The sequence below is a fragment of the Saccharothrix australiensis genome, from assembly GCF_003634935.1.
Classification (GTDB): Bacteria; Actinomycetota; Actinomycetes; order Mycobacteriales; family Pseudonocardiaceae; genus Actinosynnema; species Actinosynnema australiense.
Window position 1 is genome coordinate 371,034 of the sequence record NZ_RBXO01000001.1, and the last position, 15,897, is coordinate 386,930.

The 15,897-nt window shown below is 73.4% G+C and carries 17 protein-coding genes; 8 read left to right on the forward strand and 9 right to left on the reverse strand.

Features of this window, described 5'->3' with window-relative positions; translation table 11 throughout:
* Positions 1 to 159: 159 nt before the first annotated feature.
* Together C8E97_RS01825 and C8E97_RS01830 are read left to right on the forward strand one after the other, a co-directional pair.
* Positions 160 to 777, forward strand: a complete 618-nt coding sequence (locus C8E97_RS01825; RefSeq protein ID WP_121001021.1) for a hypothetical protein — start codon at positions 160 to 162, stop codon at positions 775 to 777.
* 15 nt (positions 778 to 792) lie between these two features.
* The gene (locus C8E97_RS01830; RefSeq protein WP_121001023.1) at positions 793 to 1,443 is read left to right on the forward strand and encodes an NAD(P)H-binding protein; all 651 of its coding nucleotides are present in this window, start codon (positions 793 to 795) and stop codon (positions 1,441 to 1,443) included.
* A 197-nt stretch (positions 1,444 to 1,640) separates the two neighbouring features.
* On the opposite strand, the gene C8E97_RS01835 is transcribed toward C8E97_RS01830, so the two are convergent.
* Positions 1,641 to 2,924, reverse strand: a complete 1,284-nt coding sequence (locus C8E97_RS01835; protein ID WP_121001025.1) for a D-arabinono-1,4-lactone oxidase — start codon at positions 2,922 to 2,924, stop codon at positions 1,641 to 1,643.
* 71 nt (positions 2,925 to 2,995) lie between these two features.
* Between C8E97_RS01835 and C8E97_RS01840 the strand changes: the two genes are divergently transcribed.
* Positions 2,996 to 4,183 (forward strand): amino acid deaminase/aldolase, encoded by a 1,188-nt coding sequence (locus tag C8E97_RS01840; protein WP_121001027.1) that lies wholly within the window; start codon positions 2,996 to 2,998, stop codon positions 4,181 to 4,183.
* A gap of 110 nt (positions 4,184 to 4,293) precedes the next feature.
* Here C8E97_RS01840 and C8E97_RS01845 read toward each other — a convergent pair whose 3' ends face one another.
* The gene (locus tag C8E97_RS01845; RefSeq protein WP_121001030.1) at positions 4,294 to 4,908 is read right to left on the reverse strand and encodes a TetR/AcrR family transcriptional regulator; all 615 of its coding nucleotides are present in this window, start codon (positions 4,906 to 4,908) and stop codon (positions 4,294 to 4,296) included.
* Positions 4,909 to 5,245: 337 nt separating this feature from the next.
* Here C8E97_RS01845 and C8E97_RS01850 point away from each other — a divergent pair, with 337 nt between their 5' ends.
* The gene (locus C8E97_RS01850) at positions 5,246 to 6,037 is read left to right on the forward strand and encodes an SDR family NAD(P)-dependent oxidoreductase (protein WP_121001032.1); all 792 of its coding nucleotides are present in this window, start codon (positions 5,246 to 5,248) and stop codon (positions 6,035 to 6,037) included.
* Positions 6,038 to 6,335: 298 nt separating this feature from the next.
* Here C8E97_RS01850 and C8E97_RS01855 read toward each other — a convergent pair whose 3' ends face one another.
* The gene (locus C8E97_RS01855) at positions 6,336 to 6,698 is read right to left on the reverse strand and encodes a hypothetical protein (protein ID WP_121001034.1); all 363 of its coding nucleotides are present in this window, start codon (positions 6,696 to 6,698) and stop codon (positions 6,336 to 6,338) included.
* A 13-nt stretch (positions 6,699 to 6,711) separates the two neighbouring features.
* Positions 6,712 to 7,032: a hypothetical protein gene (locus tag C8E97_RS01860; RefSeq protein WP_121001036.1), complete on the reverse strand. Its 321-nt coding sequence runs from the start codon at positions 7,030 to 7,032 to the stop codon at positions 6,712 to 6,714.
* A gap of 276 nt (positions 7,033 to 7,308) precedes the next feature.
* On the opposite strand from C8E97_RS01860, the gene C8E97_RS01865 reads away from it, so the two are divergent.
* The 3 genes from C8E97_RS01865 (at position 7,309) to C8E97_RS01875 (ending at position 9,924) form a co-directional block, all read left to right on the forward strand.
* Positions 7,309 to 8,631 (forward strand): helix-turn-helix domain-containing protein, encoded by a 1,323-nt coding sequence (locus C8E97_RS01865; RefSeq protein ID WP_246019322.1) that lies wholly within the window; start codon positions 7,309 to 7,311, stop codon positions 8,629 to 8,631.
* Positions 8,628 to 9,536 (forward strand): aminoglycoside phosphotransferase family protein, encoded by a 909-nt coding sequence (locus tag C8E97_RS01870; protein ID WP_246018605.1) that lies wholly within the window; start codon positions 8,628 to 8,630, stop codon positions 9,534 to 9,536. The genes C8E97_RS01865 and C8E97_RS01870 overlap by 4 nt, the downstream gene beginning before the upstream one ends.
* A 94-nt stretch (positions 9,537 to 9,630) precedes the next feature.
* Positions 9,631 to 9,924, forward strand: coding sequence for a hypothetical protein (locus C8E97_RS01875; RefSeq protein WP_246018607.1), 294 nt, complete (start codon positions 9,631 to 9,633; stop codon positions 9,922 to 9,924).
* Positions 9,925 to 10,055: 131 nt separating this feature from the next.
* On the opposite strand, the gene C8E97_RS01880 is transcribed toward C8E97_RS01875, so the two are convergent.
* From C8E97_RS01880 to C8E97_RS01900, 5 genes are all read right to left on the reverse strand, one after another.
* Positions 10,056 to 10,871, reverse strand: coding sequence for an SDR family oxidoreductase (locus C8E97_RS01880; RefSeq protein WP_121001040.1), 816 nt, complete (start codon positions 10,869 to 10,871; stop codon positions 10,056 to 10,058).
* Between the two features lie 35 nt (positions 10,872 to 10,906).
* Positions 10,907 to 11,929 carry a copper resistance D family protein gene (locus C8E97_RS01885; RefSeq protein ID WP_121001042.1) on the reverse strand — a complete coding sequence of 341 codons (1,023 nt, stop codon included), beginning with the start codon at positions 11,927 to 11,929 and terminating at the stop codon, positions 10,907 to 10,909.
* Positions 11,926 to 12,477: a copper resistance CopC family protein gene (locus C8E97_RS01890; protein ID WP_121001044.1), complete on the reverse strand. Its 552-nt coding sequence runs from the start codon at positions 12,475 to 12,477 to the stop codon at positions 11,926 to 11,928. Before C8E97_RS01890 ends, C8E97_RS01885 begins: the two co-directional genes overlap by 4 nt.
* Positions 12,474 to 13,244, reverse strand: coding sequence for a YcnI family copper-binding membrane protein (locus tag C8E97_RS01895; protein WP_121001046.1), 771 nt, complete (start codon positions 13,242 to 13,244; stop codon positions 12,474 to 12,476). The genes C8E97_RS01890 and C8E97_RS01895 overlap by 4 nt, the downstream gene beginning before the upstream one ends.
* 297 nt (positions 13,245 to 13,541) lie before the next feature.
* Complete coding sequence (locus C8E97_RS01900; protein ID WP_121001048.1) at positions 13,542 to 14,066, reverse strand: hypothetical protein; 525 nt, start codon at positions 14,064 to 14,066, stop codon at positions 13,542 to 13,544.
* 126 nt (positions 14,067 to 14,192) lie between these two features.
* Between C8E97_RS01900 and C8E97_RS01905 the strand changes: the two genes are divergently transcribed.
* The gene (locus tag C8E97_RS01905; RefSeq protein WP_246019323.1) at positions 14,193 to 15,788 is read left to right on the forward strand and encodes a BCCT family transporter; all 1,596 of its coding nucleotides are present in this window, start codon (positions 14,193 to 14,195) and stop codon (positions 15,786 to 15,788) included.
* The last annotated feature ends 109 nt before the right edge of the window (positions 15,789 to 15,897 follow it).

The window sequence follows — 15,897 nt, forward strand, 5'->3', positions numbered from 1 at the left end:
GCGCGGGCGGTTTCGACCGGTCACCGACCGCTCGACGCCGCCGATCGCAGGGGCCGCTCGGGCCGGGGGGTCGCGGGGTGGCCGGGTGGTACGCCTTATGCAGAGCACGAGTCGAAACGCGGCGGGGCACACCGCCGTGGTTGCCGAGGAGGCCCTGGCGTGAGCAGCACACCAGCACGGATCGCGGACACCGACCACGCACGGGCGCTGTCGGCCACCGCGATCCCGGTTCCGGAACTGCCCGGCTCCGCGGCCGAGCTGGCGGCCTCCGCCGCCGTGCGCCTCGGCTGGCACGGCGTGGTGCTCCCGGAGATGGTGCTGATGGGCCGCAGGGTCGTCATGGTCGCGGAGCTGCTGGCCGACGCCCACGCCGAGCGCGTGTGCCTGGGCGCGGGCCCCGAGCCGGACCGCACCACCGTGTCCACCTGGGTGTGGCCGGAGATGGACGGTCGCGTGCCGCCGGCGGCCGTGCGGATCATCGGCGTGCTCGCGGTGGCGCGCCACTGGCGGACCGCGCTGGCGTCGGCGGTGCCGTTCGCCCGGTTCGGCAACGCGGCGGCCGTGCTGCCGTCGTCGGTCGCGCTGACCCACGACTACCTGGCGAACTGCCTGCCCCGCGTGCGGCGGTACGGCGTGTCGGTGCTGCTGGCCGACGAGGCGTGCGAGCTGTCGACGGACGTCGCCGGCCGCAACGAGACCGTGCCGGTCGAGGACACGGCGACCACCCGGTGGGTGAACGAACTCGTGTACGAGCAGCTGCTGACCGCGGCGGTCTGAACTACCGTCGACGCCATGCACGTGGTGATCGCGGGTGGGCACGGCAAGATCGCGTTGCTGGTGTCCCGGTTGCTGACGGGGCGCGGTGACGCGGTGACGGCGCTGGTGCGCGACCCGGACCACTTCGACGACGTGCGCGCGGCCGGCGCGGACCCGGTGCTGTGCGACCTGGAGGCGGCGGACGTCGCCACCGTCGCCGGGACGCTGACCGGCGCGGACGCGGCCCTGTTCGCCGCGGGCGCGGGTCCGGGCAGCGGCGTGGCGCGCAAGGACACCGTGGACCGGGCGGCGGCGGTGCTGTTCGCGTCGGCCGCCGAGTCGGCGGGGGTGTCGCGGTTCGTGCAGATCAGCTCGGGCGGCCTCGACCGGGTGACCGGCGACGAGGTGTTCGACGCCTACCTGGCCGCCAAGCGCGCGGCGGAGGAGGACCTGCGGACGCGCCGGCTGGAGTGGACGATCCTGCGCCCCGGCCGCCTGCTCGACTCGCCCGGCACCGGCTCCGTGTCGGTGGCGGAGACGCCGCTGAGCGGATCGGTACCCCGCGCGGACGTGGCAGCGGCGGTCGTGGCGCTCCTGGACCACCCGTCGACCACCGGCCGCACCTTCGAACTGATCTCCGGCCCAACCCCGATCAGCAAGGCGTTCCAGCCCAGCCTCACCCCCTGACGCCTCGCACCCACACACCTTCCCTGCGGCTCCTTTCCCGCGCCTTCCCCTGCGGCTCCTTTCCCGCGCGCAATCCCCGCGAGGCCGCGTCGGTGGTTCACGGCGCGAGCTTTGTCGATCACGCTTTTCGATCGACAAAGCTCGCCCCGTGAGCCGCCGACCACCAGGCGGCCGAGCCGCCCGACGGAGTCGGGCCATCAGACGGAGCCCACCACCCGGTCCAGGTACCCGTTGCCGAACTTGCCCGTCGGGTCCAGCTCGGCGCGCAGCCGGCGGAAGTCCTCGAAGTGCGGGTACCGGGGCGCGAGCGTCGCGGCGGTGTGGTCGTGCAGCTTGCCCCAGTGCGGTCGGCCGCCCACCGCGTCCGCGATCCGCTCGAACGCGGCGAAGTACCGCCGGTAGGGCATCCCGAGGTACTGGTGCACGGCGACGTACGCCGTGTCCCGGCCGTGCGCGGTGGACAGCCAGATGTCGTCGCCCCGCGCGACCCGGACCTCCACCGGGACGATCACCCCGTGGTCGAGCCGCGCGACGGTGGCCCGGAGTTCGCGCAGCACGTCGTGCAGCGCCTCGCGCGGGACGGCGTACTCGCACTCCACGAACCGGACGCGGCGCGGCGTGACGAAGACCCGGTGCGAGACGTCCCGGTAGACGCGCTCGGAGACCAGGCCGCCGCAGATCCGGTTGAGGGCGCGGGTGGTGCGCGGCACGGCGCGGGCGAGGCGGCAGACCAGGCCGAACGCCCCGTTCTCCAGCAGTTCGTACTCGTAGAAGCGGCGAGCGGCGGACAGCGGCGCGGGCGCGTCCTCCACCCGGTTGTTGCGCTTCAGGATCACCCTGTCGCCGTGGGGGAACCAGTGGAACTCGACGTGGTCCTCCACCGCCGTGAGGTGGTCGAACTCCGCCAGCACCCGGTCGAGGCGGTCGGGCGACTCCCTGGCGTGCAGCACGAACGCGGGCACGCAGCGCAGGGTGACGGTGGTGATGACGCCCAGCGCGCCGAGCCCGACGCGGGCGGCGGCGAACAGCTCGGGCCGCTCCTCGGCCGAGCAGCGGACCTGCCGGCCGTCGGCGAGCACCAGTTCCAGCGCCACGACCTGGGTGGCCAGTCCGCCGAGCCGCGCGCCCGTGCCGTGGGTGCCGGTGGAGATCGCGCCCGCGATGGTCTGCGCGTCGATGTCGCCGAGGTTGGCCAGGGCCAGGCCCAGCGCGTCGAGCAGGACGTTCAGGGCGCGGAGGGTGGTGCCCGCGCGGACCGTCACGAGGGTGCCGGAGACGTCGGTGACGCCGGTCCACGCGTCCAGGTCGACCGCCACGGCCGGCGCGGCGGCGATGTCGGTGAACGAGTGGCCGCTGCCGCGTGGCCGCACGGCCCGCGCGCCGGCGACGACCTCGGCGATCTCGTCGGCGCTCGCGGGGTGCTCGACCCGGTGCGGGCGCGCGGACGCGGTGCGCGCCCAGTTCGTCCACGGCGTCCCCATGCCCACCTCCGGTGTGACGAGATCCACGCACCGTAGGTGAAACAGATTCACCTTTCAAGTACGGTAAGCCCATGCACCCCCGGACCCGCTTCGACGGCGCGACGAAGGACCTCGATCCTCCGTTCGCGATCGTCGACCTGGACGCGTTCGACCACAACGCGGCCGACCTCGTGCGCCGGGCGGGCGGCAAACCGGTCCGGGTCGCGAGCAAGTCGGTCCGCGTCCGCTGGTTGCTCGACCACGTGCTCGCGCGGCCGGGTTACGCCGGGGTGATGTGCTACTCGCTCGCCGAGGCGCTGTGGCTGTCCTCGCTGGACCTCGCCGAGGACCTGCTGGTGGCGTACCCGACGGTGGACCACGAGGCGCTGCGGTCGCTCGCCCGCGACGAGCGGGCGCGGCGGCGGGTCACGATCGTGGTCGACTCGGTGGCCCACCTGGACCTCGTCGACGCCGCGCTGGGCACCCGCCACCCGGAGATCCGGGTGTGCCTGGAGCTGGACGTGTCGTGGCGGCCCGTGCCCGGCCTGCACATCGGCACCCGCCGGTCGCCCGTGCGCACCGCGGCGGACGCCCGGCGGCTGGCGCGCCGGATCGCGGACCGGCCGGGGTTCCGCCTGGTCGGCGTCATGGCGTACGAGGGGCAGATCGCGGGCCTCGGCGACGCGCCGCCCGGCCGGCCGGTGCGCGGCGCGGCGCTGCGGTGGATGCAGCGGCGGTCGGCGGCCGAGCTGGTCGAGCGGCGCGGCGCGGCGGTGGCGGCCGTGCGGCGGGAGGCCGACCTGGAGTTCGTCAACGGCGGCGGCACCGGGAGCCTGGAGGTCACCGCCGCCGACCCCTCCGTCACCGAACTCGCCGCCGGGTCCGGCCTGGTCGGACCCACCCTGTTCGACGGGTACCGGGGCTTCCGGCCGCGGCCCGCCGTCCTGTTCGCGCTGCCCGTGGTGCGGCGGCCGAAGAAGGACGTGGCGACGCTGTTCGCCGGCGGGTACGTCGCGTCGGGCACGCCCACCGCGGACCGGCAGCCGACGCCGTACCTGCCGGTGGGGCTGAAGCTCTCGCCGCTGGAGGGCGCGGGCGAGGTGCAGACCCCGGTGCTCGGGAAGGCCGCGGACTCGTTGGGCCTGGGCGACCGCGTGTGGTTGCGGCACGCCAAGGCCGGCGAACCGGCGGAGCGGTTCCCGCACTACCACGTCGTCAAGGGGGACGTGGTAGTGCGGACCGTGCCCACGTACCGGGGCGAGGGGCGCTCGTTCGGCTGAGCGCGGTGCCGCGGGTGCGCGGAGCGGGGCGGAGCGGCGGACGGCACGGGCGCGTCGCCGCGCGGTCGGGCGCTGGTCGGGCGGTCGGGTGCTGGTCGGGCAGGCGGGCGCTAGTCGGGCAGTCGGGTCGACAGGTAGCCCCGGACCAGGGCCTTGGCCTCGGCCAGGATGCGCCGGTCACCGGCCGGGTCGCGGCGGAACGCCAGGTTCAGCACGCCGTCCGCCGCCTCGACCGCGATCGAGATGGGCAGCTCCAGCTCGGCCAGCGGGATGCCGAACTTGGTCGAGATCATCTCCGCGATCCGGTCGGAGATGACGGTGTTGTTGTCCCGCCGGTCGTCCAGCAGGCGCATGTCCACCACGTCGCCGAAGTGCAGCTTGCTGAACGCGGGCACCTCCCGGTGCATGGACACGTACACGTCGAAGATCGAGTCGACGGCGTCCCACCAGTGGTCCAGCGTGGTGGACGTGAAGCGGCCGTCGACGGTCTGGATGAACTTCTCCAGGTTCCGCAGCGTCAGCGCCTGCACGACGGCGCGCTTGTCCGGGAAGAACTGGTACAGCGAGCCGACCGCGACGCCGGCCCGCTCCGCGATCAGCGTCGTTGTCACCCCGTCGTAGCCGACCTCCTCGATGAGCGAGGCACAGGCTTCGAGCATCCGCTCGACGCGCTTGGCGCTGCGCTGCTGCACCGGTTGCCTGCGCAGCGGGGTCGTACTGGTCACGGCGACTCCTGCGGGATCGGTTGCGGGCTTCCATAGTGCCCGCTCCCGGAGCGCCGCACTTCCGGTTGGGCCGCAACACGCCTACGATCCGAATGTTATTCATGTTCTGGGAGGCTCTCGTGACCCTGCCCGACGGGTTCCGCCGGGGCGACGCCACCGCCGCACCGGACCGGGGCGCGCACCGCGCGGACCGCAACCGCCCGTTCACCCCCGCATCACCGGCCGTTCGCGGACGCGTCGCCGGCCGGCGGCCACACCGCGGACCGCGCGGACCGCTCGCCGATGGTGGACGGCGACCCGGCGATGCGGGACCCATCGCCGACGTGAGGAGTTCTTCGTGAGGTTGGCAGGACGGACCGTCGTCGTCACGGGCGCGTCGCAGGGCATCGGCGCGGCGACGGCGCAGGCGATGGCCGGGCGCGGCGCGGTTGTCGTGCTCGTGGCCCGCGGCGCTGAAACGCTCCGATCCGTCGCCGAGCGGTGCTCGCGTTCCGGCGGCCGTGCGGTCGCGCTGCCCGCCGACCTCGCGGACGTCGACCAGGTGCGCGCGCTGGCCGAGCGCGTGCTGGCGGAGTTCGGCGCGCCGGACGTGCTGGTAAACAACGCCGGGGCCGGGCGGTGGCTGTTCCTGGACGACACGCCCACCGCCGAGCTGACCGCCATGACGGCCCTGCCGTTCACCGCGGCACTGCACCTGACCAGGGAGTTCCTGCCCGCCATGCGGGCGCGCGGCACTGGGCGGGTGGTCAACGTCAACTCGCCGGTGTCCCGGCTGCCGATACCCGGCGCGACCGGGTACGCGGCGGCGCGGTACGCGTTGCGCGGGTTGACGGCGGCGCTGCGCCAGGACCTGCGCGGCACGGGCGTCGGGGTCAGCGAGGTGGTGCCGGGGAAGGTCAGCAGCCGGTACTTCGCCAACAACCCCGGCGCGGAGCAGCGGATACCCGCCGTCGCCCGGCTGATACCCACCGTCCCGCCGGAACGGGTGGCGCGCGAGATCGTGCACGTGGTCGAGCACGACCGGGCCGAGCGGGTGTTCCCGTGGCAGCTGCGGGCGTTCGAGGTGGCCGGCCGCCTGTGCCCGCGCCTGACCGACTACCTGACCTGGCGGACCGGCGTGCACCGCTGACATCGAACGCCGACGTCGAACGCCGACGTGGAACCGGCCCCCGATGCCCGCGCGGGAGGTGCGGGCATCGGGGGCCGACGTGGTGCCCGCGGACCGGTGTCGGTCGGGGAGGGAAGGTGTGCACAACACCGGCCCGCGGATGTCTGGGTCGTTCGCCTCGCTGGTGGAGCCGTCCTGCTTGGTGGCCGGCCGGCGGTCCGTTCGTCGCGGTCGGGGGTTCGCACGTCCCGGACCGCCGGCCAGTAGGCGGGTGCTCGACCGTGTCGCGTCGGGGGAACGACAGGTCGGGACTCGCCCGTCAGTGGGCTCGCAGCACCGCCGCCCGGCGCGTCCTGGTGACCGGAGGTGTCACCGGGGCCGAGCGCAGGTGTCGAGCCGGTCGCGGCGCGAGACCGCCCGCGACCAGGTGTTCGTACGCGGCGCGCCACACCGAGCACGGGCTCTTCTGCTGCCGCCACCGGCCGGAGCACTCGGGGCAGTTGCCCTTCTCGTCCGGCTCGTGCGCGGCGAGCAGCGCGCGCCACCCCTCGGTCAGCCGGGGCAGCTCGGACCGGGCCACCGAGAGGAGGGACGGGGCGTCGGCCTCGTTGGCCAACTCCGTGAGCAGGTCGAGCCGCTCCCACACCGCGTTGCGAAGAACTTGTCCGAGGATCTCGTCCACCGAAACGTCACCGTCACCTTTCCGCCTGCTCGGCGGCTTCGCGTAGCGCGGCCCTGAGCTGTACGAGCTGGTCGGCCGACAGCACCGCCGTCTCACCCGGCGGGCCGACCAGGACCACGCGGCCCCGGTCGACCAGCACGGTGAGGCAGCGCTCCCGGTCGACCACGTCGCTGCAGCGAATCCGCCACCAGCGACGCTGCCCGGTAGAGCCGCGCCATCCGGAGTCGAGGTCGGTCGACTCCCGGACAGTTGAAGGAACAGGGGAGGGGGCCGTGGCGACGGCGCGCGCTGCCGACCCACCCGTGGTGGTCACCGCCCGCTCGATCACGTCCACTGCCGGTTTCCTCTCCGTGCTCACTCGCTTACCGGATCCCAGATTGCGATGATTCAACCCGGATCGGGACGTCACAGCGCTGGCCGGTGTCCGTTCCACGGTAAGCGGTCAGCGGAGTTCGGCAGGGCCGATCAGCCTCGCCGATCGACACTTCCTGCACTTGGGGGAGTGCCCCTACTCTGCCGTTGACGCCCAAAGGACTGTGAGGGGGCGCAATTGAACACCATCGGTTCGCACAGCTCTCCTGTTACCCCCGATGTCTGGGACCAGCAGGAGATGCGGGACGCGCTGGCCAAACGCGAGATCAGCTCGGTCTACCGGCTGCTCCGGCGGCACGGCGTGTCCCAGCGCCAGATCGCGGCGCTGACGGGCCAATCGCAGTCCGAGGTGTCGGAGATCCTGAAGGGTCGTCAGGTCATGGCCTACGACGTCCTGGCCCGGATCGCCGCCGGCCTGGGCGTCCCCAGGGGGTACATGGGCCTCGCCTACGACGAGGCCACGGCAGTGCGGGTGGCCGCGACCGCGGAGGCACCCCAGTCTGAGGAGGACGAGTCGGTGAAGCGAAGGAAGTTCCTCGCGCACGCCGCCGCGATCACCGTCGGGGCGGCCGTGTTCGGTACGGACTCCGGGTCTTGGGCCTCGTCGCCCGCGCAGACGCCGGCTCCCGGTCGGATCGGCATGACCGACGTCCGCCAGGTCGAAGCGGCCACGAGGGCCCTGCGCACCCTGGACTACCAGTACGGCGGCGGCTCGTGCCGCGACGCCGTGGTCGCGCAGCTCTCGTGGGGCCAGCAGATGCTCGGCGCGAACGCCACGGACCTGGTCAAGGAACGGCTCTACGTCGCCCTCGCGGACCTGCACAACCTCGCCGGCTGGACCTCCTTCGACACCGGCCTGTACGACTCGGCGCGCAACCACTTCGGCCAGGCGCTGGGACTGGCCAAGCAGGGCCGCAAGGAAGAGCTGGTGGCCAACATCCTGTACCGGATGGGTCGCGTCTACCTGCACCAGAACGCGCCGGACGACGCGCTGAAGGTGTTCCAGCTCGGCCAGCTGGCCGCGCAGAACTCGGGCTCGGAGCTGGCGGTCGGCATCCTGTGCGCGAACGAGGCGTGGGCCTACGCGAAGATGGGCTCCGACGACCAGGCGCTGAAGCTCCTCGGCCGGGCGCGCGACGAGTTCGCGCGGGCCAACATCAGCGAGGCGCCCGCGTGGGCCAAGTTCTTCGACGCCAACGACCTGTCGGCGATGATCGGCACGGTGCACACGGAACTCGCCCAGACCGTCGACACGAAGTACACGCGGATCGCGGTCCCGGCGCTGTCCAAGGCCATCAACGGCTACGGCGAGGACATGAGCCGCAGCCGGTCGTTCAACCTGACCTCGCTGTCGATCAACCACCTGCTGGAGGGCGACATCGACCACGGCGCGAAGATCGGCAGGCAGGCCATCGACCTGTCCGAGGGGCTGAAGTCCGTGCGCACCAAGGACCGCATGAAGCCGCTGCAGCACGAGGCGGAGAAGCGCCGCAACAACCCCGACGCGCGTGAGCTGGCCGAGCGGGTCGCCAAGTTCACCGGCAGCGACAGCGCGGCTTGAGCTCGGGCGCCGGGCCGGGCGGCCGGTTCACCCCCGCCGCGTTGACCGCCGTGCTGGAGCGGTTGTGCGCCCCGCTGGGCTTGGCGCACCGCGACGCCCGGCTGGTGAAGTTCACCTCCAACGCCGTGTTCGACCTGCCCGGCGACCGGGTCGTGGTGCGGATCGTGGGTTCGATGGCGTTGCGGCACCGGGCCGAGAAGGTGGTGCGGGTCGCGCGGTGGCTGGCCGCGCACGACGTGCCCGCGGTGCGGCTGGTCGAGGAGTTCCCGCAGCCGCTGGCCGTCGGCGGGCACCTGGCGACCATCTGGCACACCGTGCCGTCGGACGGGCCGCCCGTCGACGGGCGCGACCTGGGTGAGCTGCTGCGCCGCATCCACGCGCTGCCCGAGCCGCCGTTCCGGCTGCCGCGCTGGTCGCCGCTGGACGACGTGCGCAAGCGCATCGCGGACGCCGAGGAGCTGTCGGACCCGGACCGCGCGTTCCTGGAGGAGCGGCTGGCCCTGCTGGAGAGCAGGGTGGCGGACCTGGCGACCGCGCTGCCGGAGGGCGTGCTGCACGGCGACGCGCACCTCGGCAACCTGATACCCAGCCCCGACGGGCCGGTGATCTGCGACTTCGACTCGACCAGCGTCGGGCCGCGCGAGTGGGACCTGAGCACCCTGCCGGTCGGCGTGGCGCGGTTCGGCCACCCGGCCGCCTGGTACCGGCAGCTGGCCGGCGTGTACGGGTTCGACGTGACGCGGTGGCCGGGCTTCCCGGTGCTGCGGGACGTGCGGGAGCTGAAGCTGACGACGAGCGTGCTGCCGATCCTGCGCAGCCACCCGGACGTGCGGGGCGAGCTGCGGCGGCGCCTGGCGGCGCTGCGCGCGGGCGACACCGCCACCCCGTGGACGCCATACCGCTGAACCGGCGGCGGTGGGAGAACGAACCGGTAACGCCCGGACCGTCGATCGCGACTGACGCAGCGACGGGGATGCGCTGCTGCGGGGTGAGGTGCGCGTGATCGGACAGCTGGTGGGTGCTCGGCGCTGGCGCACGCGGCGCGCGCTGAAGGCCGCGCGGATGATCGACGAGGTCGTGGACACGCAGCTGCCCCTGCTGGCGTCGTTCGACGAGGAGCGCCGCCGGCGTTCCGCCGACTACCTGGCCGAACTGGTCAAGCTCGCCCAGGACTACCGCTACTTCGCGCACGGGTGGATCGACGCGAAGGAACTCGACCGGCGTGGCCGGGTGGTGGTGGCCAACCTGACCAGGATGCGCGTGGACCCGAGAACGCGCCTGATCACGGACTGAGGCGTTCGGCGCAGCTCACCGCACCGAACACCCCACTGATCGCGGTGTGGGGTGGTTGTGTGGATGGCCGCTGCTCTGCCGAGGCGGGTGAGGCCGTCTGGCGGCTTGGCGCGGCCTTGTGTTCGGCGTGCTTAGGGGCGGCCCCAGGCTCGTGTGACGTAGTCCGCGAAGTCGATGGGCTCGCGGCCGGTGACCTTCGCCACGTGGTCCGTGGTCGGGGTCGTGGTGGGCGGTCGCTCGGTCACCAGTCGGTGGAAGGCGGCCACCTCAGCCTCGGTCTGCTCGGCCGGGAACCCGAGGGCCGCCTGCTGCGCACGGTACGCCTCGGCCGACCCGTGGAACACGAGCCGCCTGCCGAGGGCCCGCCCGATGAGGTCCAGCGCCTCGCCGAAGGTCAGCGCGCGCGGCCCCGTCGGCTCGTAGACCTGCCCGGCGTGCCCGTCCTCCGTCAGCGCCGCCACCGCGACGGCCGCGATGTCGTCGGCGTCCACGAAGCCCTGCGCGTCGTCGCCGACCGGCACCGCCAGCTCGCCCGCCTCGACCGCGGGCCGGAAGAAGCCCTCGTCGAAGTTCTGGGCGAACCAGTCCGCCCGCAGCACCGTCCAGTCGACGCCCGAGTCGCGCACGACCGCCTCGGCGGCCAGCAGCCGCTCGTCGCCCATCTCCTCGATGCCCCGGCTGGACAGCAGCACCAGCCGCCGCACGCCCTGCCCGACCGCCTCCCGGACGAACGCCGGGTCGATCGGCAGCTCGTGCGGCGCCATCAGGTAGACGCCACCGACACCGGACAGCGCCGGCCGCCACGTGTCGGGCTCCGCCCAGTCGAACCGCACCGCGCCGCGCCGGGACGCGGGTCGGACGGCGTGGCCCAGCGCCGCCAACCGCGCCGCCACCCGCCGGCCGGTCGTGCCGGTCGCGCCGAGCACCAGGATCGGTTTTTCGCTCATGCTCCGAGTAGAGCAGGGGGGTACGACAATCCCGCCTACGCGACCGGCGCCCGCGAGAGCACGACCGCCAGGCCGAACGCCACGCCCATGACGGCCAGCTCGACGGCCGCCCACCCCACGATCGCCGTGGCCCGGTGCCGGGCGATGTGCGGCAGCAGCCGCCACCGGATGTTCGCGCCGAGCAGCGCCAGCAGGGCGGCGCAGGCGACCTTGGCGACCAGCACCAGGCCGTAGGACGTGGTGAGCAGCGAGCCGGGCAGCGCGGTCACCGGGTTCAGGGCGAGTTCCAGCAGGCCGTTGAACAGGCCCGTCACCGAGACGAGCACGAGGCTGACCGTCGCCAGCTTGGAGAACTTCGGCAGCGCGTCCGCCAGCAGGCCGCGCCGGTGGGCGACCAGCACGACCAGCGCGCCGAGACCGCCGGTCCACGCCGCCGCGCCCAGCACGTGCAGCTCCATCGAGATCATGGAGTAGTCGTGGTACTCCCAGTTCGACGCGTGGCCGGTGACCGGCAGCGGCAGCAGGCCGAACATGGCGACCAGGATGCGCAGTTCGGCGGGCACCGACTCGCCGCGGCGCACCGCCAGCACGCCGATCCCCAGGTAGACCAGGGCGCACACCGCGCTGAACAGCAGCCCCTGGCCCGCGCCCACCCGCTGGACGTAGTCGACGACCGCGCCCGTGGTGAGCGCCACGTCCGGCCGCGTCTCGTACGCCCTGATCACGATCGACGTCAGCGCGGTGAGCACCCAGACCGCGGCGGCGACCACCGCGGCCGGCCGGGCGAGGCGCAGCACCGGCTCGGTGAGGTTCGGGCGGCTGAAGCCCAGCAGCTTCGGGAGCAGGCTCAACCCCACCACCGCGGTGGCGGCGAGGTCGAGCAGCGTCCTGATCAGCGGGTGCGCGAACCGGACCACCACACCCGGCTCGGCGACGCCGACCGCTTCGGGCGTGGTCGACAGGCCGAGGCCGAGGAGCACGCCCACCGCGCCGCCGGCGAGCAGCCCGCCGACGACCCGGTGCGGCGTCGTGGTCGTGGTGGCCCGGTTCGCGGTCATCGGCGCGTGGGCTCCTTCGCACCGCCGCGCAGCGCGAAGAACACGCCGCCGCCGAGGAGGACCACGGCGCCCGCGATCCACACCCAGATCGGCACGCCGCCGCCGGCGTCGTCACCGGCGGCCGACTCCTGCGCGGTCGACTCGGCGGGCGCCGGGGTGCCCGTGCCCGCCTTCGTGGTGCTGAACTTGAGGTTGCCGGTGACCGGGTGGCCGTCCGCCGACAGGATGCGCCAGCCGACCTGGTACTCGGCGGCCGGGCCCAGGGGGCGGATCTTGAACGTCACCGTGTTGTTCTTCACGGCGGGTTCGCCGTCGGACGCCCAGCGGGTGTCGTCCGGCCCCTTGATGGTGATCGTGTTGAACCGGTCGCCCGCCTGGACGGGCTGGTCGAACGTCAGCGAGATCTCCGAGGGGCCGCTCTCCAGCGCCTGCCCTTCCTTGGGGTCGCTGCTGACCAGCACGTTGTGCGCCAGCGCGGTGCCGGACGTGGCCAGCGCCGCGCCGCCCGCCAGGAGGCCGGCCAGGAGCAACGAGAGTGCGCGCCTCATGCCGACGGGGTACCCGTCGCACGCCTCGACCGCAGGACCGCCCCGACGCCGAAGCCCAGCCCGAGCGCGCCCACGGCCAGGCCCGCGCCGCCGAGCCAGCGCGCGGTGTCGTCCGTGCCGGCCGCGGCCGACGACGACGAGCCGTGGCCGTCCGACCCGGCGGCGGCGTTCGTCGCCGTGCCGTGGTCGTCGCCGCCGGTCTTCTTGGCGACCAGCTTCAGGACCGGCGCCGGGTGCTCCGGCTCCTGCGCGCCCGCGGCGGGCGGCGGCGCGTTCCAGTCCACGACCTCGCCGTTGTCGTAGGTCTGCTTGGCCGGGATGACCAGCTGGTCGGTGTTGTCCGGCAGCGGGCCGATGGACAGGTCGAACTCGTTGAACTGGTTCGGCTCGATGCGGACGCCGGGGTCGGCCGTCCAGACGACCGTGCGGACCGCCTCGGTGACCTCCGCGCCGTGGTTCTGGACCGGCTTGTCGAGCTTGCCCTTGACGGCCTCGACCTTCCAGCCCGCCGTCGGCTTGGTGCTGACCGACGCCAGCGGGTACTCGGCGGGCAGCGTCAGTTCGAGCTTGACCGTGCCGGCGTTCGGCCGCTCGTTGGGCACCCGCAGGGTGACCTTGGTGTAGCCGCCCTGCACGGCGTCCTTCGGGGTGGACGCGGTGACGTGCGCGGACGCGGGGCCCGCCGTGCCCAGGGCGATGAAGGCGGCGGTCGCCAGCACGGCGCCGCCCTTGGCGAGCGTGCGCCCACCAAAACGATTTGTCGACATGTAGGTGTCGCTCCTGATCAACCAGAGGGGGTATGTGGGGTGTGAGGGGAGGGCGAGCGGAGGCCGGTGTAGAGGGGGCGAGCGGTGGGACAGGGCGTAGAGCTGTGTTGGATTCGCCTCGGCTTCGCCCCTGCGGCTCGGCCGCCTTTTTGTCGGGCCGTCGCGCCTGGTTTCCCGCCGATCGAAAAGCGTGATCGGCGGGGGATGAGGCGTGACAGCCCGACGCGGCCTCGCGCGGCGCGGGGGCGGTGGCGAGGGTGGGAACCCGACTCGGCCTCGCGGCTCGTGCCTCCGGAGCTAAGGAGCGGGAGGGCCTCGGCGGCCGTGGACGCGGTGCAGGAGTACGGCGGTTGCCGTGTCCTGGCCGGCGAGCGCCGGGAGTGGGTCCGGGCGGTGCGCGGTGGGTACGAAGGCGGGGTGTGCCGGCACCAGGTGGGCGACCGCGCTCGCCAGGGCCGCCAGGACCTGGTCGGCTCGGGCGAGCAGCAGGCCGGTGAGCAGCGCCGCCACCACGTGCGCGGTGGTCATGGCCACCGGGCCGATGCCAGGACCGGGCCCGTCGTCCGCGTGGTGGCCGAGGCTGAGCAGCGCGTGCTGGCCGACCTGCGCCGCGCCGAGCGCGGCGAGGATCGCCCACGGGCCGCGCCCGCGTTCGGCCAGGGCCGTGCCCGCGAGCGCGACCAGCACGGTCAGCGGCAGCGCGGGCGCGAACTCGGTCACGTCACCGCCGGCCGCGCCGTGGGCGGCCACGCTGAGTGACGCGGACGTCACGGCCAGCAGGAGGACCCGCGCGAGGCGGGTCGGTGCTGGGCGTCCGGTCATGCACCTGAGAGTAGGAGAAGGGCGGCCGGAGGTGTGAGCCGCTACCGGGGTAGCGAGGTTTGGACTGGGCCATCCGGGGGTACGGCGTTACGCGTGACAACCCCGCACCGCCGCATCAGAGAACCCCTGCCCGGCGAGCCGAGACCGGCTCGCGACGAGGGCGACGCCGATCGACCGGGCCGGACCGACCGGGTCGTGTTCGGCGTCGCGGCGGCGGTCACGCTCGCCTTCGTGGTCTGGGGCGTGCTCGGCACCGACTCGCTCGCCTCGGCCTCGAAAGCGGTCCTGACCTGGATCATCACCCACGTCGGGTGGGCCTTCGTCCTGGTCGCGTCCGGCTTCGTGCTGTTCGCGCTGTGGCTGGCGGTCAGCCGCTACGGCCGCATCCCGCTGGGTCGCGACGGTGAGCGGCCCGAGTTCAAGTCGGTGTCGTGGATCGCCATGATGTTCAGCGCCGGCATGGGCATCGGGCTCATGTTCTACGGCGTCAACGAGCCGCTCTCGCACTTCGTGAAACCGCCGCCGGGCACCGTGCCGGCCGGCAGCGACGAGGCCCTCCAGACCGCGATGGCCACCACCCTGTTCCACTGGACCGTGCACCCGTGGGCCATCTACGCGGTCGTCGGCCTCGCCATCGCCTACGGCAGCTTCCGGCGCGGGCGCAGCCAGCTCATCAGCGCCGCGTTCGGGCCGCTGCTGGGCAGGCGGGCGGAGGGCGCGGCCGGCCGGGCGATCGACGTGCTGGCGATCTTCGCGACCCTGTTCGGCTCCGCCGCGTCGCTCGGCCTGGGCGCGCTGCAGATCGGCAGCGGCCTGTCCATCGCCGGCTGGGACGCGGGCAACGCCGTCCTCGTGGGCGTGATCGCGGTGCTGACCGTGGTGTTCGTCGCCTCCGCCGTGTCCGGCGTGGCCAAGGGCATCCAGTGGCTGTCGAACACCAACATGGTGTTGGCCGTGGTGCTCGCGGCGTTCGTGTTCGTGGTCGGGCCGACGGTGTTCGTGCTCAACCTGGTGCCCGCCGCGATCGGCGACTACTTCCGCGACCTGGCCGACATGGCGGGGCGGACGGCGGCGTCGGGCGGCGACGCGACCGAGGCGTGGCTGTCCGGGTGGACCATCTTCTACTGGGCGTGGTGGATCTCGTGGACGCCGTTCGTCGGCATGTTCATCGCGCGCATCAGCCGGGGGCGCACCATCCGGCAGTTCGTGGCGGGCGTGATCGGCGTGCCCAGCGCGGTCAGCCTGCTGTGGTTCTGCGTGTTCGGCGGCACGGCGATCCACGTGCAGCGGAACGGGACGGACCTGGCGGGCGAGTCGTCGCCGGAGAGCCAGCTGTTCGCGCTGCTCGACCACTTCCCGCTGGCGGCGGTCGCGGGCGTGGTGGTGATCCTGCTGGTGGCGATCTTCTTCGTGTCCGGCGCGGACGCCGCCTCGGTGGTGATGGGCACGCTGTCGCAGCGCGGCTCCATCGCGCCGACGAAGGGCGTCGTGGTGTTCTGGGGCGTGCTGACCGGTGCGATGGCGGCGGTGATGCTGCTGGTGGGCGGCTCGGACGCCCTGACCGGCCTACAGAACCTGACCATCATCGCGGCGCTGCCCTTCGCGGCGGTCATGGTGGGCCTCTGCGTCTCCCTGGCCAAAGACCTGCGCACCGACCCCCTCTTCGCCACCCCTCCTCCAACACCCGCCGCCCCAGCCGGCACGACCCAGTCGCCGCCCTGACCAAGCCGCCGCCCTGACCAAGTCGCCGCGCTGAGCAAGCCGCCGCGCTGAGCAAGTCGCCGCTCTCACACAGCCACTCGCTCCCGCACCGCGAGGCCGCGTCGGCCTG